The following is a 20,310-nucleotide window of genomic DNA, read 5'->3' on the forward strand; positions in this document are numbered from 1 at the left end:
TCTTTAATTGTCATCCCGCTCCGATGAACCACGATCTTCCCGCCGGGCTGCCCGAGCCCGACCAGATGCGTGCAGCCGCCGAATCGGCCTGCGCGTTCCTCAAGGTGCTGTCGAATCCCGACCGGCTGCTGCTGCTCTGCGAACTGTCGCAGGGCGAGCGCTGCGTGAGCGATCTCGAGACGACGCTGGATATCCGCCAGCCGACGCTGTCGCAGCAACTCGGCGTGTTGCGGGACAACGCGCTGGTCCGCACGCGCCGCGAAGGCAAGAACATCCACTATTCGCTCGACAGCCCGGCCGCGATCGCGGTGATGGGCGTGCTGTACGAGCAGTTCTGCGGCCCGGCCGCGAAGGGGACGCGCGATGCAGCTTGATACGCTTCATTTCACGCCGTGGCTGTCGTTGGCCGGCGGCGTGCTGATCGGGCTCGCCGCCGCGTGGCTCGTCGCGTTCAACGGCCGGATTGCCGGCATCAGCGGAATCGTCGGCGGCCTGTTCACGGCGGGTTCCGGAGAGCGCGACTGGCGCGTCGCATTCGTCGCCGGGCTGATCGCCGCACCGATCGCGATGCGCGTCGTCGGAGCCGGTCTGACGCCGCAGGTCGACGCAAGCTGGCCCGAGCTGCTGGCGGCCGGGCTGCTGGTCGGGATCGGCACGCGCTACGCGGGCGGCTGCACGAGCGGCCACGGCGTGTGCGGGATGTCGCGCGGTGCGCTGCGCTCGGTGGTCGCGACCGCGACTTTCATGATCGCGGGCTTCGTGACCGTATTCGTGCGGCGGCACGTGCTGGGAGGCTGACATGCAGGCAGGATTCGCGTTTCTGGCGGGGCTGCTGTTCGGCGTCGGCCTCATCGTGTCGGGCATGGCCAATCCGCAGAAGGTGCTCGGCTTTCTCGACCTGGCGGGCCGCTGGGATCCGTCGCTCGCGTTCGTGATGGCCGGTGCGATGGGCGTGGCCGTGTTCGCGTTCGCGTGGGCGAAACGCCGGACGCGGTCGTGGCTCGGCTTGCCGATGCAGTTGCCGGCCTTGCGAACGATCACCGTGCGCCTGGTCGCCGGAAGCGCCGTGTTCGGCATCGGCTGGGGGATGGCCGGGTTCTGCCCGGGGCCCGCGATCGTGTCGATCGGCTTCGGGTCGGCCAAGGGGATCGGGTTCGTCGTCGCGATGCTGGCGGGGATGGCGATATTCGAGTGGGTCGAGCGCCGCAGGAACGTGCGGTGATTCGATGGCCGCCGCGTGCCGGGCAGGCAGCGGCGGACGACGCGGTTTCTTCGGATGAGGATGGCTGGAGCGCAGTGCGGTCGCTCGTTGCCGCGATGATGCGGTGGCTGCGTGGCCGTCTCCACGTGTCGGTGAATCAGCAAATCGGTGCAACGGTGAATCGGTGAATCGGTGAGTCGATGAATTGGTGAACCGGCAAACCGGCAAACCGGCAAACCGGCAAACCGGCAAACCGGCAAACCGGCAAACCGGCAAACCGGCAAACCGGCAAACCGGCAAACCGGCAAACCGGCAAACCGGCAAACCGGCAAACCGGCAAACCGGCAAACCGGCAAACCGGCAAACCGGCAAATCGGCAAATCGGCAAATCGGCAAATCGGCAAATCGGCAAATCGCGACGTCAGGAATGCTCTCGCCCATGATGGCTGCCGCGCACCCGCCCGGACAGCCGGCGCAGGATCGCACTGCACGCCGCGAGCACGTCTCTGCGGCCAGCAGGCTCCACAACCGCCGTGCTGACCGCACCGGCACCGCCGGCCGACAACGCCACGTGACCGGCCGTCTCGAGCACCAGGCATTCGCCTTCGTCGAGCACCCGGCGAATGTACTGCGGCGCATCGGGCAGCCAGTCGAGCCCGCCGTGACGCAGCGTAATCGCGAGCGCGCCGTCCAGCACGATCACCTGGCTGCCCTTGTCGAACCACGCAAAGTGGCTTTGCCCGGCGTCGAGCCGGATATGTTGCGTCCGCATGGCGATCCCTTTTCCTGGTTGCGCGGCCTCGCGACGGCGAGGCGACGGCGTGCAGTCAGGTTAGGGAAACAGGCGCGGGCACGACAGATTCAGGGGACGGGAATCTGTTGCGGTGCAGGCGCCGATTTTGCGTCGCTGTATCGGTGGTTTTTCCCGGAATCTGTATCTGGCGTGCACTCGGACGCGCGGGCACGATGGCCCGCATGACGCCTTTCGCCGACGCATCCCGCACGCCTTTGCCGATGGACGGCGAGCCGCTTTACGAACGGCTCGCCGAACATTACCGCCGCATCATCGCGGCCGGCACGCTGTCGCCCGGCGACCGGATGCCGTCGGTGCGCGCATTCATGGCGCAGCACGGCGTGAGCCTGTCGACCGCGATCCAGGCATTCCGGCGGCTCGAGGATACGGGCTGGTGCGAGGCGAAGCCGCGCTCGGGCTACTTCGTGCGGCGCCGCGCGTCGGCCGTGCTCGAAACGCTGCCGGAAAGCGAAGGCCCGCCGCTGAGTGTCGAGCCGCCGTTCGCGGGCCTGCACGAACGCGTGTCGCGCGTGATCGACCGTGCGAATGCGGCAACCGATGCGCTGAATCTCGGCGGTGCGTCCGCGCTGGCTGCGCTGTATCCGACCGAGCGCCTGCAGGCGCTGGCGATCCGGCTGCTGCGGCGCAAGCCGACGCTGCTGACCGACGCGGGGCCCGTCGGCGGTTCGCCCGAATTCCGGCAGACGATGGCCAAACGCGCGCTGTCGTACGGCGTGACCGTGTCGCCGGACGACGTGATGTCGACGAGCGGCGGCGTCGATGCGGTGAATCTCGCGCTGCGCGCGGTGGCGCGCCCCGGCGACACGATCGCGATCGAATCGCCGGCGTTCTTCGGCTTGATCCAGCTGCTCGAAAGCCTTGGCCTGCGCGCGCTCGAAATCCCGGCCAGCCCGACGACCGGCCTGTCGATCGAGGCGCTCGAAGTGGCGCTGACCGCGTATCCGGACATTCGGGCCGTGGTCGTCGTGCCGAACCTGCAGAACCCGCTCGGCTGCGTGATGCCCGACGAACGCAAGGCCGCGCTCGTCGCGCTGTGCTCGCGCCACGGCGTGGCCGTGATCGAGGACGAGCCGTATCGCGAGCTCGTCGAGGCGCCGCAGGCGGTCAAGCCGGCCAAGGCATGGGACCGCGACGGCACGGTGATCTACTGCCCGTCGTTCAACAAGGTGCTGGCCCCCGGGATGCGGCTCGGCTGGATGAGTGCGGGGCGCTGGCATGCGCGCGTGAAGATGCTGAAGTTCGCGCACAGCCGGCACAACGCTGCGTTGCTGCAGGCCGTTGCCGCCGAATTCGTCGGCTCGGGCGCGTTCGATCGCCATCTGCGCCGGTTCCGCGAACAGTTGCGCGTGCAGCGCGATGTGACGATCGACGCGATTGCACGGCATTTCCCGGCCGGAACCCGGATGAACCAGCCGCCGGGCGGGATGCTGCTGTGGATCGCGTTGCCGGAAGGCGTGCGCTCCGACGCGCTGTTCGACGCCGCATTGGCGCACGGGGTCAAGATCGCACCCGGTTCGATCTTCTCGAATTCCGACCGCTTCGACGCTTATATCCGGCTTGCGTGCACGCGCGTGTTCGATGCGGCGCACGAGGCGGCTTTCGAAACGCTCGGCCGCCTGATACGCGACGCGGCTGCTGCTGCATAAGCACGACAGCGGCCGGCGCGCGATCGCTCCGGCCGGCCGCGCGCCGCAGCGGCGGGACGTCATGTCAGCGGCCTGCCGAGTGCGAAGCGAGGTGCTGGCGGATCAACGACAGGTAACGATCGCCGACCGAGAAATCGCGTGCGACGCGCGGCCGTTCGGCTTGGCGCAGCGTGGCCGGCGCGCTCATGCCCAGATACCGGCAGACGGCCGACGGAAACGGCTTGCGGGTATGCCCGAGCTGGCGCGCCGCGCGCTCGACGCGGGCGTCGCCGACCTGGGCGCGAAGCCACGCCAGCACTTGGCGATCGGTGTCGTTGACGATACGGACCAGATGTTCCATCGCGCACCTCACTGTTCATAAATACAGTACTGTAAATATAACCAGTGTTTGCGGCGGCCGCAAGCGGGTGCGCTTGCGACTGGCCGTTCGGCCAGGGTCAGCGCGCCGGCGCGGTGGTTCGGCGGTCCGGCGATCTGGAAATCCTGGCAGCGGGAGCGGCAGGGGAGCAGCCGCGGCGATGCCCGTATAGCGCGCGTCGGTCAGCGTGCCGAGGAACGCGACGATGTCGTCGATTTCCGCGTCGGTCAGCGCGGGCGGCGTGCCGGGCCGGCGGTTCATCGGCGTCGAGTTGACGTTGATGTTGCCGCGATAGGCGGCCGGCACGTCGTCGAACGTCGTGGCGCCGTGATACCAGAAGCCGGGGTCGGTCGAGCGCGTGTTGTAGAACGCGACCGCGTCGCGCAGCGTCGTGAACACGCCGTTGTGCATGAAGGTCTGCTTGATCGCGACGTTGCGCAGCCCCGGCGTACGCAGGTAGCCGCACCATTGCGTTGGCTCGGGCCAGCGCAGCCGCCGTGCGGTGTCGCACAGCCCGTTGTCGAAATGGCTCGGATCGCGGTTCGCAGGCAGCGCGCGGTTGCGCGGCACGGCGATCGCGTCATAACCGAAATCGGTGAACAGCGAGCGCTCCGGGCGGCTCGACGTGTCCGACAGCGTATGGCAGGTCATGCAGTTGCCCTTGTCCGGATTCCGGAACAGCGCGAGGCCGCGCATCTCGGCCGGTGCGAGCGGTTTGCGGGTGCGCAGGAACGCGTCGAAGCGCGACGTGAACGGCGCCATCTCGTCGCTCTGCAGATAGGCCTCCACGGCCGAACCCAGCGCGCGCACGAGTTGCTCGGGATCGCGCCGCACCGGCGTGCCGAAGCGCGCGGCGAGATCGGGCGCGAGTTCGGTCGCATTGACCTTGCGCAGCAGCGCGGCCGGCGACCGGTTGTTCATCTCGTTCGGATCGAACAGCGGCCCGCGGATCTGCTCGGCGAGCGTATCCGCGCGGCCATCGCTGAACAGTCCGCCGAACGGCGACGGCGCGGGCGCATCGTCGTCCTGGTAGAAGTGGCGGCGCGGCACGTAGCGCACATAAAGCAGCGACGGCGCATTGCGCCGGCTGAAGCGCCCGGGCCGGCTGCCTTCCGGCACGCCGGGCCCCGCGAGCGAAGCCGCCGACAGCGTCGGCGCGAACGCACGGCCCGGATCGTGGCAGCCCGCGCACGACATGCCGCGCGGCTCGGACAGCCGCGGGTCGAAGAAGATCCGGCGGCCGAGCGCGACGAGCGTCGGATCGGGCGCGAAGCGCGCGGTGGCCGCGTCGATCTTGCCCGTCACCTGCGGCGTGCCGTTGCCGATCGTGTCGACGACGCGCGACGGCGGCGCGCCGGGGAGCAGGACCGTTGCGGACGGCGCGGCGTGCGCTGCGTGCGCCGCCAGCGCCAGGCCGGCGAGCACGGTCGCGGCAAGCGTATGCAGCGTTTGCCGGCCGCGCGCAACGCGGCCGTCACATCGAACCTCTTCACTCACGGCGCAATGAACCCCGTCTTGTCGCAGGCGAGCGTCGTGCCCGACTGGTTGCACGACGCGAGCAGCTTGCCCGCCGCCGAATACGCACGGAACACCCAGCCTGTCGCGGGTGCCGCACGGCGTTCCATGATCAGGAAGCCGAAGCTGTTGTTGTGCGACAGCCGCTCGATCACGGCGCCCGGTGCCGGCGTCAGGCCGGCCGGGAACGGGTCGGGCAGTGCAACGTCGAGGTTGTCACCGCCGTTGCCGGACACGATCGTCGCCGGGTGCCCGGACGAGAAGTTGATCGCCTGGAAGTCGTGCACGTGACCGTGCAGCGCGACGTGTACGCCCGGCGGGTAGTACGCCTGCGCGTTGAGGCTCGCCATCACCGACTGCAGCGCGAGGTTGCCCGGTGCGGGCGTGCTGCCGGCGATCGGCGCGAACGCGAGGATCGGATGATGGTTCGTGAAGATCGTCGTCGTCATGCCGGCCTTCGACGCGAGCGCGGCCACCGTCTGGAACTGCTTCTGGTAGATGCCGAATTGTGCGTCGGTCGTCTTGAGCGGCGTGCGGCCGACCTTCGCGGTGTCGAACACGATCACCTGCGAGCCGCCGCCGAGCGACACCGCATAGGGTTCCGAATAGTTCGCGTTGGTGTCGTTGGCCGGATCGTCGCACGAGCGGGCGGCCGAATACGGGCGCGGATCGAGGAAGCGGTACCAGCCCTGGCCTGCGCGCGCGCATTCCTCATGGTTGCCGCGCACGACGACCCACGGCGCCTTCGCGAGCAGCGGTGCCGCCGGGCGGAACAGGTCGGCCTGCCACGTATCCCAGCCATAGCCCCACGGGCTGTCCTTGCAGCCGGCGATATCCGGCGGGCATGCGTTCTCGCGATAGTGGTAGTCGCCGACGTGCAGCACCAGGTCGGGCGACAGCTTCGCGACGCTGGCCGCGATCGTGTCGAACGGCCAGACCGTCGCGTCGTTGCACGCCTGCCATGCGTTGTCGGCCTTCTTCATCCGGCAGCCGGTGTCGGCGATGATCGCGATGCGCTGCGGCTGCGCTTTCGGCAGCGGCAGCGTGCGGCCCGCGACGCTCGCCGCCTGCGCATCGGCCGGCAACGTCGTTTCGCAGACGGAGACCGGGAAGCTCGACGGCTTCGAATCGGCCGGGTCGCTGGCGGTCGGCCGCTGGGCCGGGGTCGCGGCGCCGGCGCGCAGCGTCATGCGCGACAGCTTGCCGTCGACGGTCAGTTGCGGACACAGCGGATCGCCGGCCGACGCGGGGGTGTAGTTCGTGATGACGCGCGCGATCGCCTGGTTCGCGTCGCCGATCTCGACCCATGCGGCCTGGACGTTGACCGACGCACTGGCCGGGTCGGCCGGCGAATCGATGTGGTTCGAGCACGCGGACAGCGCGGCGAGGGCAACAAGGGGGGCGCAGCGCGCGAGCAGTGCGCGCGGGAGGAGTCGTCGCATGGGAGGCACCGTAGGAAAGTCGTCAACGATACGCAGCACGAATGTAAGAAATGTGAAAAACCGGGGCGCGGCAGGGTGCTCGCCTACGCGCCGGGATTCGCGGCCGAGGCCTTGACCTCAAGCCGGCTTGAAGCAGCACAGTGCGCTTTATGATCAACGAACCAAAAGGGGAATCGACGATGGAAACCAACCGGCCCAACGACGAACAATCCGCGCTGTGGAACGGCCCGTCGGGGCGTGCATGGGTCGATGCGCAGGCGCTGCTCGACCGGATGTTCGAGCCGTTCGAGGCGCTGCTCGCCGATGCGGCGGCCGCGTCGTCAGCGCGCAGCGTGCTCGACGTCGGCTGCGGCACGGGCGCGGTCACGCTTGCGATCGCGCGCCGGCTCGGCACGGACACGCAATGCACGGGCATCGACATCTCGGCCCGGATGATCGATGCCGCGCAGGCGCGCGCCGAACGCAGCGGCATTCATGCCCGCTTCGTGTGCGCGGACGTGCAGACTCATGCGTTCGAGCCCGCGAGCGTCGACCTGATCGTGTCGCGCCTCGGCGTGATGTTTTTCGACGACCCGGTCCGGGCGTTCGCGAATCTGCGGCACGCGGCGCGGTCCGACGCGCAGATGCGGTTCGTCGCGTGGCGCAGCGCGGCCGACAACCCGTTCATGACGACGGCCGAGCGGGCCGCCGCGCCGTTGCTGCCGAACCTGCCCGCGCGCCGGCCCGGCGCGCCGGGGCAGTTCGCGTTCGGCGACCGGCAGCGGATCGCGTCGGTGCTGTCGGACAGCGGCTGGGCCGATATTGCGATCGAGCCGGTCGACAGGGCGTGCGTGTTGCCCGAGCCCGCGCTGGACGACTACATCGCGCGGCTGGGCCCGGTCGGGCTCGCGCTGCTGGAGACGGACGAGGCGACGCGGCGGAGCGAGGTCGAGAAGGTGCGTGTCGCGTTCGAGCGTTACGTGCACGGCACGGAGGTGTGTTTCGACGCGGCCTGCTGGCTCGTGACGGCGCGCGCGCCGTCCGCGTAACGCGTTGCGATAAAAGGCGGATCAGGAAAGGGCCGCCTGCCGGCCTGCGCATTGCTGTTCGCGCACGACGCAACAGCGCCGCGCGACATGTACGCGTCAGCGTTTCCTCGCGCGCAGCATCAGCCACGCGCAACCTCCGGCAACCAGCGCGAGGCCGAGCAGGACGGCTTCGACGCCGAGCGCGAAACCCGGCGGCATTTCACCGCTGTTCGGCACGGGCGACAGGTTGCCGCCCATCGCGATGGCGCCGCCGGCCAGCAGCGCCATGCAGACGATCCAGTAGGCCTTGCCGCGCGGCGCCGCGGCCCGAATCCGCCACAGCGCGATGCCGGTTCCGCCGAGATAAAGCACGGCGAGCGTGCCGAGCGCGACAAGGTCGGCGGCGCGGCTTTGCAGAAGCCCGTTCATCGTGCGGCTCGGTCGGACGTGGCGGACCGGCGCGGCGCAGCAAGGGCGGCGGCGTGCGCGCTCATTCGGCCTCCGTCGCGTGCCCCGGTGCGCGGCTCAGCAGATGCGTACGCTTGTCGGCCGCGAGCGACACGTAGCGTTCGTACTGGCGCAGCACGTCGGCGATCACTTCGTCGCCGCGCAGGTATTCGACGTCGTAGCCGAGCCGCCCGTCCTCGAAGAACGTGACGATCCCATACACGTGCGCGCGCGCTGCTTCCGGCTCGGCTGCCTCGCGCACCAGGAACGCGGCCGCGGATTTCACCGTCACGCGCACGCCGTACACGAAATCGCGATGCTCGGCGGTCGGCACGGTGAGCCGCACGGCGTCGTCGCTGTCGCGCTGCACGTGCGCATCGACGCCGCTCGCGCGCAGTTCATCGGCGACCTTGCGCAGCGCGGGCTCGACCGTCTCGGCGACGAACTGGCGCGCCTCGGCCTCGGTCGTCTGCCGCAGGATGTGCGTCAGGCGGTGGCGCCAGTGCTGGCCGGTCCAGTAGCTCGCCGCAGGCGCGATCTCCTGCGAATAGTGCGCGCGGTCGGCCGCGAGCCCGCGCCACAGCCCGTAGCAGAGCGCGAGCATGATGATGGCGACCGGCAGCGCGGCGATCAGCGTCATCGCCTGCAATGCGCCGAGCCCGCCGGCGACCAGCAGCACCGCGGCCGTCACGCCGAGCAGCACGGCCCAGAACAGCCGTTGCCAGACGGGCGAATGCGCGTTGCCGCGCGTCGCGATCTGGTCGATCACGAACGCGCCCGAATCCGCGGACGTGACGAAGAACACCGCGATCAGCACGATCGCGGCGATCGACAGCAGTTGCGACAACGGCAGGAAATCGAAGAAGCGGAACAGCAGCGCATCGACGTTGGTGGCCGTTTGCGCGAGCGCGCCGGCCGCGCCGTGCGTGTCGAGCCAGATCGCGCTGTTGCCGAACACGGTCATCCACACGAGGTTGAACGCGGTCGGCACGAGCAGCACGCCGATCACGAACTGGCGGATCGTGCGGCCGCGCGAGATGCGCGCGATGAACATGCCGACGAACGGCGACCACGAGATCCACCACGCCCAGTAGAGGATCGTCCAGCCGCCGAACCAGCCTTCCTCGCGCGGCGACGCATACGCATAGGTGCGAAACGACAGGTCGACGAGATTCGACAGGTACTGGCCGATGTTGTCGCCGAGCGCGCGGAACAGGAAGGCCGTCGGGCCCGCGACGACCACGAACGCGAGCAGCAGGAACGCGAGCAGCAGGTTCAGCTCGGACAGCCGGCGCACGCCCTTGTCGAGGCCGCTGGCGGCCGACAGGCCCGCGAGCAGCACCACGATCGCGACGAGCCCGATGCGAAACAGATTGCTGCCGGTCTCCCAGCCGACGACCGTATGCAGGCCCGCGCTCATCTGCATCACGCCATAGCCGAGCGTGGTCGCGATGCCGGCGACCGTGCCGACCAGCGCGAACGCGTCGACCGTGTGGCCGATCCAGCCGTTGATGCGCTCGCGCAGCACCGGATACAGCCCCGAGCGCAGCGTCAGCGGCAGGTTGTAGCGAAAGCCGAAGTACGCGAGCACGAGCCCCATCAGCCCGTAGATCGCCCACGCATGGAAGCCCCAGTGGAAGAAGGTCATCAGCATCGCCTCGCGTGCGGCGGCAGGCGTGCCGGGGTCGACGGTCGGCGGCTTCAGGAAGTGCTGCATCGGCTCGCCGACGCCGAAGTACATGAGGCCGATGCCCATGCCTGCCGCGAACAGCATGGCCGTCCACGATACGAAGCTGAACTCGGGTTCGGCGTCGTCGGGGCCGAGCCGGATGTTGCCGAAATCGCTCGCGGCGATCAGCACGAGAAACACGAGGAACGTGGTGACGGCCAGGACGTAGAACCAGTCGAAGCGCATGACGACCCATTGCTGGCCGGCGGAGAACAGCGTGCCGGCTTCGCTCGGGAGCAGCGCACAGACGGCCAGCAGTGCACCGATGACCGCGAGCGCGGGCAGGACGACCTGCGGCTTGAATGTCGTGCGCGGGGAGGGACGGGAATCTGGCATGTCGGGCATCCAGTTGTGGGCGCAACGAGGCGCGACGCCGTCCGGCGCGCACATTGCGCGGCGGACCCTGCTACGGCGTGCGTCGAGTGTACCGCGGTGTCAGGACTGCAAGAAGGAGCATGCAGAAGGGAAAAACCTGACGGATTGTAAGGTATTGCGGCGATCGAGAACACCCGCGCGGTTTGCGTGGCGGGCGGACGGGACGTGGAAAGCCCGGTGGACGCCGGGCCTCGGGCGCCCGGATGGCGCGTGCAATGCGCATCGTCCGGGGTGCGGGCAGCGCACTGAAGGCGCTGCGGTGCGGGTTCTCAAGAAAACGCCGGGCCGCCCCAAGTTTTCTTGACCCCCCTCGGGGGGCCTGGCGCGAAGCGACAGGTCTGGGGGCGCTCAGAAAGTGACGGCGATCCCGGCCATGCCGACGAACTGGCCGTGCGTCGTCGACGGCGTGAGCTGCTGCGAATCGCCGACGATCGGCGCCGCATCGATGATGTGGCCGGCACCTTGCGCGCCGAGCGTCTGCCCGCTCGAATGCGTGTACGCCTGCAGCGCATAGAGCGTCGTGCGCTTCGACAGGCTGTACGACTCCTTCAGCGAATACTGCTGGTAGCGGGCCGCGCTCGCGACGCCGTTCGCCTTCGATGCCAACGTGTATGCGAATGCGCCGGCCACCGAGAACGCCGGCGTGAAGCGGTACGCGGCAAGCACACCGTAGGTGTTGAACACGGCCGTGTCGGTGAACGCGGAGCCGTTGCCGGGCAGGTACTTCACGTTCGAATAGTTGATGCCCATCGTCAGGTCGCCGAGCGTGTAGTTGCCGGCCGCCGCGACCTGCTCGACGGCCTTCGCGGTCAGGTAGCCCTGGTTCAGCACGGACACCGCGAAGCTGCCCGACGACGCGGTGGCCGGATTCAGGAAGCCTGCCGACGAGCCCGAGCTGTTGATGCGCAGGTAGCCGGCCGCGATCCCGACCGGCCCGTTCGCATAGCGCAGCGCGGCGCTGAACGTGTTGCCCTTGCCGGTCGAGCCGGCAATGCCGCCGAATGCGTACATCGCGCTCGCGCTCAGCCCGGCGAAGGTCGGCGACGTATAGGTAACCGAATTGTTCACGCGGATCGTCGTGTCGAGGCCGTCGATGTCGCCCGGATGCGCACCCGTCGCGCCGGTCAGCCAGCTGCTCGACGCGTACGGGCCGACGAACAGGAAGTAGGGCGTGTACTGGCGGCCGGCCGTCAGCGTGCCGTAGCGAGCGTTGCGCAGGCCGACGAACGCCTGACGATTGAATATCGTGCCGGCGGCGGCCTGCGCCCCGTTGTTCAGGTTGAAGCCGGACTGCAGGTCGAAGATCGCGTGCGTGCCGCCGCCGAGATCCTCGTCGCCGCGCAGCCCGAACTTCGACGCATACAGGTTGCCGTCGCGCATGTAGATGTTCGAATGGCCCTGCTGGTTGTTCACGTACGCGATCGAATCGTCGACGACGCCGTACAGCGTCACGCTGCTCTGCGCGCGGGCAGCGGTCGTGCCGAGCGATGCGGCCGATAAAATCAGGATTGCATAGCGATTGGCGGGTGCTTTCATTGTCGATCTCCAGATCTCTTCATCAGTTCAACGGGGCGGGAGGCTGAAGTGCCTCCTCTGTGGCGGGGGGCGGGCCGCGCGAACGGCCCGCCCGATCGGTGCGGCGTGCGCGGTCAGTGATCGAACGCGACGACGATGCGGCGCCAGGCGCCGTCCTGTACATCCTGCTCGACGCGCGCGCCGCGGACGGCGAGCGGGCCTTGCAGCGATGCAGGCAGAAGGATCTCGACGCGGTCGGCCGGGCGGGCCGGTCGGCCGTCCCAGCGGACCGACACGCCGAGCGCGCCCGACGCCTCGCGGCCGGTCTCGATCCGCCACAGTCCGTATTCGCCGTCGCGCCACGCTTCCGTCTCGCCGTCGTCCTCGACGCATTCGCCGTACGCGACGCCGTCCTCGATGCGCGGCGCGACGAGGAAGCCGCGCGTGTCGCCGCGCGCGCCGAAATGCTGGTCCGCGACGTTCAGCGGCAGCACGCGGCCTTCACGCAGCAGCATCACCGGCGTATCGAGCGGTGCGGGCAGCGTGACGCTTGCGCCGCCGTCGAACGACTGCGCGCTCGCGCAGCACGTCCAGCGCGCGCCCGACGGCAGGTAGACCGTGCGCTCCGTGCAGCCGGGATCGACGACCGGCGCGACCAGCAGCGCGTCGCCGAGCATCATGTCGTCGCACTCGTCGTAGCAGCGCGCATCGCCGGGGAAATCGGCGAAGGTCGGCCGCAGCACGGGCTCGTAGCGCGTCGTCGACAGCCACAGCAGGTGATAGAGGTACGGCAGCAGCCGGTAGCGCTGCTTGATCAGCGATGCGACCTGCGCGGCGATCTCCGGATACATCCATGGTTCGTTGACGGTGCCGTCGTCGTTCCACGAGTGGATGCTGAAGCGCGGCATGAAGATGCCGAACTGCACCCAGCGCAGCAGGAGTTCGGGCGACGGCGCGGGCCCGGAGAAGCCGCCGATGTCGTGACCGATGTTCGACACGCCCGACAGCGCGAGCCCGAGGCCCATCTTCAGGTTGTAGCGCAGCGTTTCCCACGATGTGTAGTTGTCGCCGGACCAGGTCTGCACGTAGCGCTGCATGCCGGCGCCGCCGGAGCGCGACACCAGGAACGGCCGCTGCGTCGGCGCATGCGCGCGCTGCGCGTCGCGCGATGCGCGCATCATCAGCATCGTCTGCAGCACCTTCGCCTCGCGCGCGGGGAACGGCTGGCCAAAGCCGTGCGCGATCGCATCCGGTGACCAGATCTCGTATTCGTTGTTGTCGTTCCAGGTCGACTCGATCCCGTATTCGAGCAGCGCCGAGGTGACCTGCTCGCGCCACCAGCGGTACGCGTCCGGCTGCGTGAAGTCGAGATACGCGCCGACTTCGTCCCAGAACTGCACCCACGCAGGCTCGCCGGACGCGGAGCGGATCAGCAGCCCACGTTTTGCGGCCTCGTCGAACGCCGGATGGTCGCGCAGCAGGCACGGCTTGATGTTCGCGCACAGGCGGATGCCGTGGTCGCGGTAGTGCTTCACGAAACCCTTCGCGTCGGGAAACTTGTCGCGGTTCCAGTTGAACACGTAGCGCTTCGCGCCGATCGACGTATAGCCCGACGACAGGTGGAACGAGTCGCACAGGATGTCGTGCGCGTCGCACTGCTCGACGAACTGGTTCATCTGCTGCTGCGCGTCCGGCGCATCGGTATAGCTCATCGTCGAGCCCGAATAGCCGAGGCCCCATTTCGGCGTGCGCGCGGGGCGCCCGGTGAGCCACGTGAAGCGCCGCGCGGCCGCGAGCGGCGTATCGGGCGACGCGATGAAGTAGTAGTCGAGATCGCCGTGCTCGGCGACGAAATAGCGGTACGGGCCGTGATAGTTGTCGAGCTCGCGGCCCATGTCGAACGAGCAATCCGACAGCGTGTCGTAGAAGAGGCCGAAGCCCTGGCACGCAGCGGGCGACCACGTGATGTAGAACGGGATGTGCTTGTAAAGCGGGTCGGTGTGCTTCGCGCTGTAGCCCATCGCGTCGATGTTGCGCATCTCGAAGCGCGCGCCCGTGCGGTCGAGGTCGCCCGCGCGTTCGCCGAGGCCGAACATCTTGTCGCCGCGCTCGCGGGCGACGTAGTGATACGCGCGGTCGTCCCACCAGCCGAAGTTGTACGCCTGCGTCGCGCGGTCGGCGAGTGCGACGCGCCATGCGCCGTCCGCGCCGCGCATCGACCACGTGCAATGGCCGCCTTGCCAGCGCACCGCGAGCCGGATCTGCGCGGTTTCGATGCGCAGGCCGTCGTCGTCTTCGGCGAGGCTCCAGGAAGGAAGCGCGAAGCCGTCCAGGTCGAGGCGGTCGCGCCCGTCGAGCGGCACGTCGTCGAGGCCCGGCGCGATCGACCACGTGCGCGGGTTGCGTGCCGTCGCATCGGGCAGCACGCGCACGCGCACGATGTCGTCCTCGAGCACGAAGATCTCGAGGGTCGCGCCCGCGTCGGACGCGAGCAGCAGGCGGTTCGCGTGCCGGGCGGCGATACGGAACACGGGCGGATGAAGAAGCGAAGTCATGAATGCGATTCCTGGTGAGAGCGAATGTCAGGCGTGCCGTGCGAGCAGGCGTTCCTGCTTCGACTGCCCGCGGATCAACACCGCGAGCAGCGTAACGCCGATGAGGTCGAACAGGCCGAGGCACGCGAACAGCGGCGCATAGCCGATCTTGTCGGCGAGCGCGCCGACCAGCAGCGAGAAGCCGAGTCCGCCGATCCACGCGGCCATCCCGGCGAAGCCGCTCGCGGTGCCGACTTCCTCGGAATCGAACACGTCGGCCGACAGCGTGTTGACGAGCGCGGAGATCATCTGGTGCGCGAAGCCGCCGACACAGAACAGCGCGATGGCCGTGTACGGCGACGATACGAGGCCGATCATCGCGGGCCCGAGCATCAGCACCGCGCCGAGCGCGACGCCGGCGACGCGCGACCACACGAGCGGCAGCTTGAAGCGGTTGGCGAGATACGGCGACAGATAGCCGCCCGCGATGCCGCCGGCGTCGGCCGCGAGAAACGGCATCCACGCGAAGATCGCGATCTGCGTGAGCGGCATGTGGCGCTCGGTCGCGAGGTACAGCGGAATCCAGAAGCTGAAGGTCTGCCACGCGGGTTCGGCGAAAAAGCGCGGCAGCGCGATGGCCCAGAAGCGCCGCGCGGTGACGACGTCGCGGATGCGGCGCTTCGACACCGGCGGCATCGTGGCCTGGCCGTCGCGGATCAGCGCGCGCTCCTGCGACGTGATGCGCGGATGATCGGCCGGCGACCGGTACTGCGTGTACCAGAGCGCGGCCCACACGAAGCCGAGCGCGCCGGTGACCATGAACGCCGACTGCCAGCCGAACCGCATCGAGATGAACACGACGAGCGGCGGCGCGATTGCTGCGCCGAGCGACGTGCCCGCGTTGAAGTAGCCGACCGCGACGGATTTCTCGCGATCGGGAAACCATTCGGCGACGGCCTTCATCCCCGACGGAATCGCGGCGGCCTCGAACAGCCCGAGAAAGCCGCGCAGGATGCCGAGCGACAGCCAGCCCGACGCGAAGCCGTGCGCGACGCCGACCACCGACCACAGCATCGCGAACAGCGCGAACCCGAGCCGCAGCCCGATCAGGTCGACGATGAACCCGCACACGGGCTGCATGATCGTGTAGCCGATCTGGAATGCGCCGACGATGTACGAATACTGCTGCGTCGAGATCGCGAATACCTGCTTCAGCTCGGGGGCGAGCACCGCGAGGGAGTTCCGTGCGAGGTAGTTGAGGATCGTGCCGAGACACACGAGCACGATGATCCACCAGCGCAACGCCTTGACTGTTTTCACTGCTGTCTCCTGTTGGGCAGGGCGGGCATGCGGCACCTGCCTGATCCATGCAAGCCGTCCGGTCAGGGAGGCTTTTTCAGCTTATTTGTACGATGTCCGATCTTGATGGGCGCCGATTTTACCGGTTTTCATCGAAATGACGCTGTTCGAGCGAACATTTAGTCGTCGCTGGATACAGATGTTATCTGACGACTGATCATTTTCGAACATCCTATGTTCGAATGCGAATCCGGTCAACGTGAATTTGCATTCGAATGAACGTGCTCGGGGTTTTCCCGAGGAGAGGGGGAGCGGCGTGGGTGGAAGCGCATGGCGGTTGCGTGCCAAAGCCCGTGCGGCGGGGCTGTGCGATGGCCTGGCGATCCGTGGGCGCAGGACGGGACGTGACAACCCTGATGAAAATTTATTTTTTTCTCGGTTGCGGATTGTGTAAATTGATTTTCATCTTCCTTGCAACAACCATTCGCATGACGCCTCTCGTTTCGCACGACGCCAGTCACGACGAACCCGCGATCGCCGAGCGGATCGCGTCGGCGATGCCGTTGATGACGCCGATCCACCGGCGCATGGGCGAATTCGTGCTCGCGAATCCGTTTCGCGCGGCGACGATGCGGATCGACGAACTCGCACAGGCCGTGAATGCGTCGATCGCGACCGCGAACCGCTTCGCGAAGGCGCTCGGCTTCGACGGCTATCCGGCGATGCGCGCGGCACTCGTGCGCGGCTTCGAAGCGACGCTCGGGCCGGTCGAGCGGTTGCGCTCGGCGCAGGAGCAGGAGTCCGGCGTGCGCGGCGCGGCATGGATCGACGCGGTGTTCGACCAGGCCGTCGCGAACATCGAGAACACGCGCGCGCAACTGGACGCGGCCGATGTCGAGGCTGCGGTCGAGGCGATCGTCGGCGCGCGGCGCGTGCTGATCCTCGGCGCGGGGTCGAGCGCGTTTCTCGCCGGGCTGATGGAGCACGGGCTGTCCGTGTGTCACGACAGCGTGCAGTCGCTCGCGCTGCTCGGCGGCCCGTCGCACGCGGCGCGGCGCCTGTATACGGCCGACTCGCGCGATCTCGTGATCGCGCTCGCGTTTCCGCGCTACGTGAAGGACACGATCGAGCTGGCCCGCCGCGCGGCGGCGCGCGGCGCGCGCGTGCTCGGCATCTCCGACGGCCCGCAATCGCCGCTTGCGCCGATCGCGTCGCTGAACCTGTACGTCAAGGCCGAACGGCGCTTCGCGGCCACGTCGGAAGCGGCGGTGCTCACGATGATCGAGGCGCTGATCGACGCGGTCGCGCTGCGCACGCACCGGTCCGCGAAGTCCGCCGCCGAGATGACCGAATTCCTGCTGCCGTGGCTCGTGCAGCCGCAAGCGGCGCTGTCGGCCGCCAACCCTTCTTCCCCCCGTCCGAAAAAATCATGACTTCTCCCGCGATCGTCGCGATTCACGGTGGCGCAGGCACGATCCTGCGCGATGCGATGGATACCGAAACCGAACGCCGGTACCGCGCCGAACTGACCGCGATCCTGCAGGCCGCGCAGCAGGTGCTGGCCGACGGCGGCAGCGCGCTCGACGCCGTCACCGTCGCGGTGCGGATGCTCGAGGACTGCCCGCTGTTCAACGCCGGACGCGGCGCCGTGTATACGGCCGAAGGCAAGCACGAGCTCGACGCGGCGGTCATGGACGGCGCGACGCTCGGCGCCGGCGCGATCTGCTGCGCGACGCGCGTGCGCAATCCCGTGCTGGCCGCGCGGCGCGTGATGGAGGCGAGCGAACACGTGCTGTTCGCCGGCGCGGGCGCCGATGCGTTCGCGGCCGCGCAGGGGCTCGAACTCGCGGAACCCGGCTATTTCGACACCGAAGCGCGTCACGCGCAGTGGCTCAAGGCGCGCGCGGCGGCCGGCATGATGCTCGATCACGACGCGGCGACGTTCGCGTTCGGCAAATCGCAATCGCAGCCGCAGCCGGCCGAACCGCTCGATCCGGACCGCAAGCACGGCACGGTCGGCGCGGTCGCGTGCGACCTGCACGGCCACATCGCGGCGGCGACGTCGACGGGCGGCATCACGAACAAGCAGCCGGGGCGTGTCGGCGATTCGCCGATCATCGGCGCGGGCTGCTATGCGGACGATGCAACCTGCGCAGTGTCGTCGACGGGCACCGGCGAGACGTTCATCCGGCTCGCGACCGCGCACGACGTTGCCGCGCAGATCGCGTATCGCGGCGCGTCGCTGGCCGACGCCGCGCACGACGTCGTGATGAACAAGCTGCCGCGCCTGGCGGGCCGCGGCGGGATCATCGCGGTCGACGCGCACGGCAACGTCGCGATGCCGTTCAACACCGAAGGGATGTACCGCGGCTACGCGCGTGTGGGCGAAGCGCCTGTCGTCGGCATCTATCGCGACGACGCAGCCTGATTCCGGATCGCACGAGGAGATACGCATGACTTCGAGCCGTAACCCGTCCGGCCTGGCGCTGCCCGAGCAGCGCGTCGTCGCCGTGGACGACCTGTCGGTCACGTTCCGCCGCGAAGGCGCGACGTTCGACGCGGTGCGCAACGTGTCGTTTCACGTCGATCGCGGCGAGACGCTCGCGATCGTCGGCGAATCGGGTTCCGGCAAGTCGGTCACGTCGCTTGCGCTGATGCGGCTCGTCGAGCATGGCGGCGGCGCGATCACGAGCGGCCGGATCGCGTTCCGGCGCCGCGGCGGTGCGCTGCTGGATCTGGCGCAGGCGAGCGCCGCGACGATGCGCGGCATCCGCGGCTCGGACATCGCGATGATCTTTCAGGAGCCGATGACGTCGCTGAACCCGGTGTTTACGGTCGGCGACCAGATCAGCGAGGCGATCGCGCTGCACCAGTCGAAAAGCGCGGCCGAAGCGCGCGCGGAAGCGCTGCGGCTGCTCGATCTCGTGCGCATCCCGGAAGCGCGCCGGGTGTTCGTGCGTTATCCGCACCAGTTGTCGGGCGGGATGCGGCAGCGCGTGATGATCGCGATGGCGCTGTCGTGCCGGCCGGCGCTGCTGATCGCCGACGAGCCGACGACCGCGCTCGACGTGACGATCCAGGCGCAGATCCTGCAGCTGATTCGCGGGCTGCAGGACGAGATGAACATGGGCGTGATCTTCATCACGCACGACATGGGCGTGGTGGCCGAAGTGGCCGACCGCGTGCTCGTGATGTATCGCGGCGAGAAGGTCGAGGAGGGCGAATCGGAGCGCATCTTCGCGACGCCCGCGCATCGCTACACGCGTGCGCTGCTCGCGGCCGTGCCGCGGCTCGGCTCGATGCAGGGCACCGACATACCCGAGAAATTCCCGCTGCTGAAGGTGGACGGCACCAGCGCCGCGCCTGCGGCGAACGACGATGTGCAGCCGCCCGTCGACCCGGCTTCGACGCCGATCCTGCGCGTACGCGATCTCGTCACGCGCTTTCCGGTGAAGAGCGGCGTGTTCGGCCGCGTGTCGCAGTACGTGCATGCGGTCGAGCGCGTGAGCTTCGAGCTGCGCGCGGGCGAGACGCTCGCGCTGGTCGGCGAGTCGGGCTGCGGCAAGTCGACCACCGGCCGTTCGCTGCTGCGCCTCGTCGAATCGCAAAGCGGCTCGATCGAATTCGACGGCCGCGACATCAGCGCGCTGAAGGGCCCGGACCTGCAGGCGCTGCGCCGGAACATCCAGTTCATCTTCCAGGATCCGTTCGCGTCGCTGAATCCGCGCCTCACGGTCGGTTTCTCGATCATGGAGCCGCTGCTCGTGCACGGCGTCGCGAGCGGCCGCGAAGCGCAGGCGCGCGTCGACTGGCTGCTCGACAAGGTCGGCCTGCCGCCCGAGGCCGCGCGCCGCTATCCGCACGAATTCTCGGGCGGCCAGCGCCAGCGGATCGCGATCGCACGTGCGCTCGCGCTGAACCCGAAGGTCGTGATCGCCGACGAATCGGTGTCGGCGCTCGACGTGTCGGTGCAGGCGCAGATCGTCAACCTGATGCTCGATCTGCAGCGCGAGCTCGGCGTTGCATACCTGTTCATCTCGCACGACATGGCCGTCGTCGAGCGCGTCAGCCATCGCGTCGCGGTGATGTATCTCGGCCAGATCGTCGAGATCGGCCCGCGCCGCGCGGTGTTCGAAGCGCCGCAGCATCCGTACACGAAGAAGCTGATGAGCGCGGTGCCCGTGGCCGACCCCGCGCGCCGGCATGCGCCGCGCCAGCTCGCGGCGGACGAAATTCCGAGCCCGATCCGCGCGGTCGGCGACGAGCCGGTGGTTGCGCCGCTCGTCGCGGTCGGTCCCGATCATTACGTCGCGACGCATCGCGTCGGCGGCGCGTACTGAACGCGCGGGAGGTTGCATATGGACCGCAGCTGCGCACGAGCAAGGCAACGGCGTCTTTTTCCCGAGCGGGGGCAGTCACGCCGCGATT

General features: G+C 68.7%; 17 protein-coding genes. 8 read left to right on the forward strand and 9 right to left on the reverse strand.

The features are described 5' to 3' along the window. Positions 1-23 precede the first annotated feature (23 nt). The 3 genes from MRS60_RS18645 to MRS60_RS18655 are packed head-to-tail and all read left to right on the forward strand — an operon-like array spanning position 24 to position 1,222. Positions 24-374, forward strand: coding sequence for an ArsR/SmtB family transcription factor (locus MRS60_RS18645; protein ID WP_105391262.1), 351 nt, complete (start codon positions 24-26; stop codon positions 372-374). After that, a complete protein-coding gene (locus MRS60_RS18650; RefSeq protein ID WP_034179774.1) occupies positions 364-798 on the forward strand; it encodes a YeeE/YedE family protein in 435 nt (144 codons plus the stop codon). Before MRS60_RS18645 ends, MRS60_RS18650 begins: the two co-directional genes overlap by 11 nt. A 1-nt stretch (position 799) precedes the next feature. Beyond that, on the forward strand, positions 800-1,222 hold the full coding sequence (locus MRS60_RS18655; RefSeq protein ID WP_034179773.1) for a DUF6691 family protein: 423 nt from the start codon (positions 800-802) through the stop codon (positions 1,220-1,222). A 400-nt stretch (positions 1,223-1,622) separates the two neighbouring features. Here the strand turns inward: MRS60_RS18655 and MRS60_RS18660 are convergent, their stop codons facing one another. Further along, entirely contained in the window at positions 1,623-1,973 is a 351-nt protein-coding gene (locus MRS60_RS18660) for a hypothetical protein (protein ID WP_175748541.1), read from the reverse strand. A 203-nt stretch (positions 1,974-2,176) separates the two neighbouring features. Between MRS60_RS18660 and MRS60_RS18665 the strand changes: the two genes are divergently transcribed. Then, positions 2,177-3,661, forward strand: coding sequence for a PLP-dependent aminotransferase family protein (locus MRS60_RS18665; protein WP_414436953.1), 1,485 nt, complete (start codon positions 2,177-2,179; stop codon positions 3,659-3,661). 64 nt (positions 3,662-3,725) lie between these two features. On the opposite strand, the gene MRS60_RS18670 is transcribed toward MRS60_RS18665, so the two are convergent. Genes MRS60_RS18670 through MRS60_RS18680 form a run of 3 tightly spaced genes read right to left on the reverse strand, consistent with a single transcriptional unit; the run spans position 3,726 to position 6,976 of the window. Then, positions 3,726-4,001, reverse strand: coding sequence for a hypothetical protein (locus MRS60_RS18670; RefSeq protein ID WP_034179770.1), 276 nt, complete (start codon positions 3,999-4,001; stop codon positions 3,726-3,728). Between the two features lie 15 nt (positions 4,002-4,016). Continuing rightward, positions 4,017-5,465 carry a cytochrome-c peroxidase gene (locus MRS60_RS18675; protein ID WP_243566854.1) on the reverse strand — a complete coding sequence of 483 codons (1,449 nt, stop codon included), beginning with the start codon at positions 5,463-5,465 and terminating at the stop codon, positions 4,017-4,019. 47 nt (positions 5,466-5,512) lie between these two features. Beyond that, on the reverse strand, positions 5,513-6,976 hold the full coding sequence (locus tag MRS60_RS18680) for a metallophosphoesterase (RefSeq protein WP_204422751.1): 1,464 nt from the start codon (positions 6,974-6,976) through the stop codon (positions 5,513-5,515). A gap of 179 nt (positions 6,977-7,155) precedes the next feature. Between MRS60_RS18680 and MRS60_RS18685 the strand changes: the two genes are divergently transcribed. Beyond that, positions 7,156-8,004, forward strand: a complete 849-nt coding sequence (locus MRS60_RS18685; protein ID WP_243566374.1) for a class I SAM-dependent methyltransferase — start codon at positions 7,156-7,158, stop codon at positions 8,002-8,004. A 96-nt stretch (positions 8,005-8,100) separates the two neighbouring features. Here MRS60_RS18685 and MRS60_RS18690 read toward each other — a convergent pair whose 3' ends face one another. The 5 genes from MRS60_RS18690 to MRS60_RS18710 form a co-directional block, all read right to left on the reverse strand. Then, positions 8,101-8,412: a hypothetical protein gene (locus tag MRS60_RS18690; protein WP_243566375.1), complete on the reverse strand. Its 312-nt coding sequence runs from the start codon at positions 8,410-8,412 to the stop codon at positions 8,101-8,103. A 61-nt stretch (positions 8,413-8,473) separates the two neighbouring features. Next, positions 8,474-10,495, reverse strand: a complete 2,022-nt coding sequence (locus tag MRS60_RS18695) for a BCCT family transporter (RefSeq protein ID WP_243566376.1) — start codon at positions 10,493-10,495, stop codon at positions 8,474-8,476. 387 nt (positions 10,496-10,882) lie between these two features. Further along, on the reverse strand, positions 10,883-12,070 hold the full coding sequence (locus MRS60_RS18700) for a porin (protein ID WP_243566377.1): 1,188 nt from the start codon (positions 12,068-12,070) through the stop codon (positions 10,883-10,885). A gap of 113 nt (positions 12,071-12,183) precedes the next feature. Continuing rightward, positions 12,184-14,604: a glycoside hydrolase family 31 protein gene (locus MRS60_RS18705; RefSeq protein ID WP_243566378.1), complete on the reverse strand. Its 2,421-nt coding sequence runs from the start codon at positions 14,602-14,604 to the stop codon at positions 12,184-12,186. 27 nt (positions 14,605-14,631) lie between these two features. Further along, positions 14,632-15,903, reverse strand: a complete 1,272-nt coding sequence (locus tag MRS60_RS18710) for an MFS transporter (RefSeq protein ID WP_243566379.1) — start codon at positions 15,901-15,903, stop codon at positions 14,632-14,634. Between the two features lie 467 nt (positions 15,904-16,370). On the opposite strand from MRS60_RS18710, the gene MRS60_RS18715 reads away from it, so the two are divergent. Genes MRS60_RS18715 through MRS60_RS18725 form a run of 3 tightly spaced genes read left to right on the forward strand, consistent with a single transcriptional unit; the run spans position 16,371 to position 20,222 of the window. Then, complete coding sequence (locus MRS60_RS18715) at positions 16,371-17,315, forward strand: MurR/RpiR family transcriptional regulator (protein ID WP_034179762.1); 945 nt, start codon at positions 16,371-16,373, stop codon at positions 17,313-17,315. Further along, complete coding sequence (locus tag MRS60_RS18720) at positions 17,312-18,310, forward strand: isoaspartyl peptidase/L-asparaginase family protein (protein WP_204422756.1); 999 nt, start codon at positions 17,312-17,314, stop codon at positions 18,308-18,310. Before MRS60_RS18715 ends, MRS60_RS18720 begins: the two co-directional genes overlap by 4 nt. Positions 18,311-18,335: 25 nt before the next feature. Continuing rightward, positions 18,336-20,222 carry a dipeptide ABC transporter ATP-binding protein gene (locus tag MRS60_RS18725; protein ID WP_034179760.1) on the forward strand — a complete coding sequence of 629 codons (1,887 nt, stop codon included), beginning with the start codon at positions 18,336-18,338 and terminating at the stop codon, positions 20,220-20,222. Positions 20,223-20,310 lie beyond the last annotated feature (88 nt).

The sequence above is a fragment of the Burkholderia pyrrocinia genome (assembly GCF_022809715.1).
In the GTDB taxonomy this organism is placed as follows: Bacteria; Pseudomonadota; Gammaproteobacteria; order Burkholderiales; family Burkholderiaceae; genus Burkholderia; species Burkholderia pyrrocinia_C.

Excerpts from the sequence above, each read along its gene's own strand:
- MRS60_RS18705 (WP_243566378.1), bottom strand. The coding sequence starts at position 14,604 with ATGACTTCGCTTCTTCATCCGCCCGTGTTCCGTATCGCCGCCCGGCAC.
- MRS60_RS18670 (WP_034179770.1), bottom strand. The coding sequence starts at position 4,001 with ATGGAACATCTGGTCCGTATCGTCAACGACACCGATCGCCAAGTGCTG.
- MRS60_RS18715 (WP_034179762.1), top strand. The coding sequence starts at position 16,371 with ATGACGCCTCTCGTTTCGCACGACGCCAGTCACGACGAACCCGCGATC.
- MRS60_RS18680 (WP_204422751.1), bottom strand. The coding sequence starts at position 6,976 with ATGCGACGACTCCTCCCGCGCGCACTGCTCGCGCGCTGCGCCCCCCTT.
- MRS60_RS18690 (WP_243566375.1), bottom strand. The coding sequence starts at position 8,412 with ATGAACGGGCTTCTGCAAAGCCGCGCCGCCGACCTTGTCGCGCTCGGC.
- MRS60_RS18720 (WP_204422756.1), top strand. The coding sequence starts at position 17,312 with ATGACTTCTCCCGCGATCGTCGCGATTCACGGTGGCGCAGGCACGATC.
- MRS60_RS18700 (WP_243566377.1), bottom strand. The coding sequence starts at position 12,070 with ATGAAAGCACCCGCCAATCGCTATGCAATCCTGATTTTATCGGCCGCA.
- MRS60_RS18695 (WP_243566376.1), bottom strand. The coding sequence starts at position 10,495 with ATGCCAGATTCCCGTCCCTCCCCGCGCACGACATTCAAGCCGCAGGTC.
- MRS60_RS18650 (WP_034179774.1), top strand. The coding sequence starts at position 364 with ATGCAGCTTGATACGCTTCATTTCACGCCGTGGCTGTCGTTGGCCGGC.
- MRS60_RS18725 (WP_034179760.1), top strand. The coding sequence starts at position 18,336 with ATGACTTCGAGCCGTAACCCGTCCGGCCTGGCGCTGCCCGAGCAGCGC.
- MRS60_RS18660 (WP_175748541.1), bottom strand. The coding sequence starts at position 1,973 with ATGCGGACGCAACATATCCGGCTCGACGCCGGGCAAAGCCACTTTGCG.
- MRS60_RS18685 (WP_243566374.1), top strand. The coding sequence starts at position 7,156 with ATGGAAACCAACCGGCCCAACGACGAACAATCCGCGCTGTGGAACGGC.
- MRS60_RS18645 (WP_105391262.1), top strand. The coding sequence starts at position 24 with ATGAACCACGATCTTCCCGCCGGGCTGCCCGAGCCCGACCAGATGCGT.
- MRS60_RS18665 (WP_414436953.1), top strand. The coding sequence starts at position 2,177 with ATGACGCCTTTCGCCGACGCATCCCGCACGCCTTTGCCGATGGACGGC.
- MRS60_RS18655 (WP_034179773.1), top strand. The coding sequence starts at position 800 with ATGCAGGCAGGATTCGCGTTTCTGGCGGGGCTGCTGTTCGGCGTCGGC.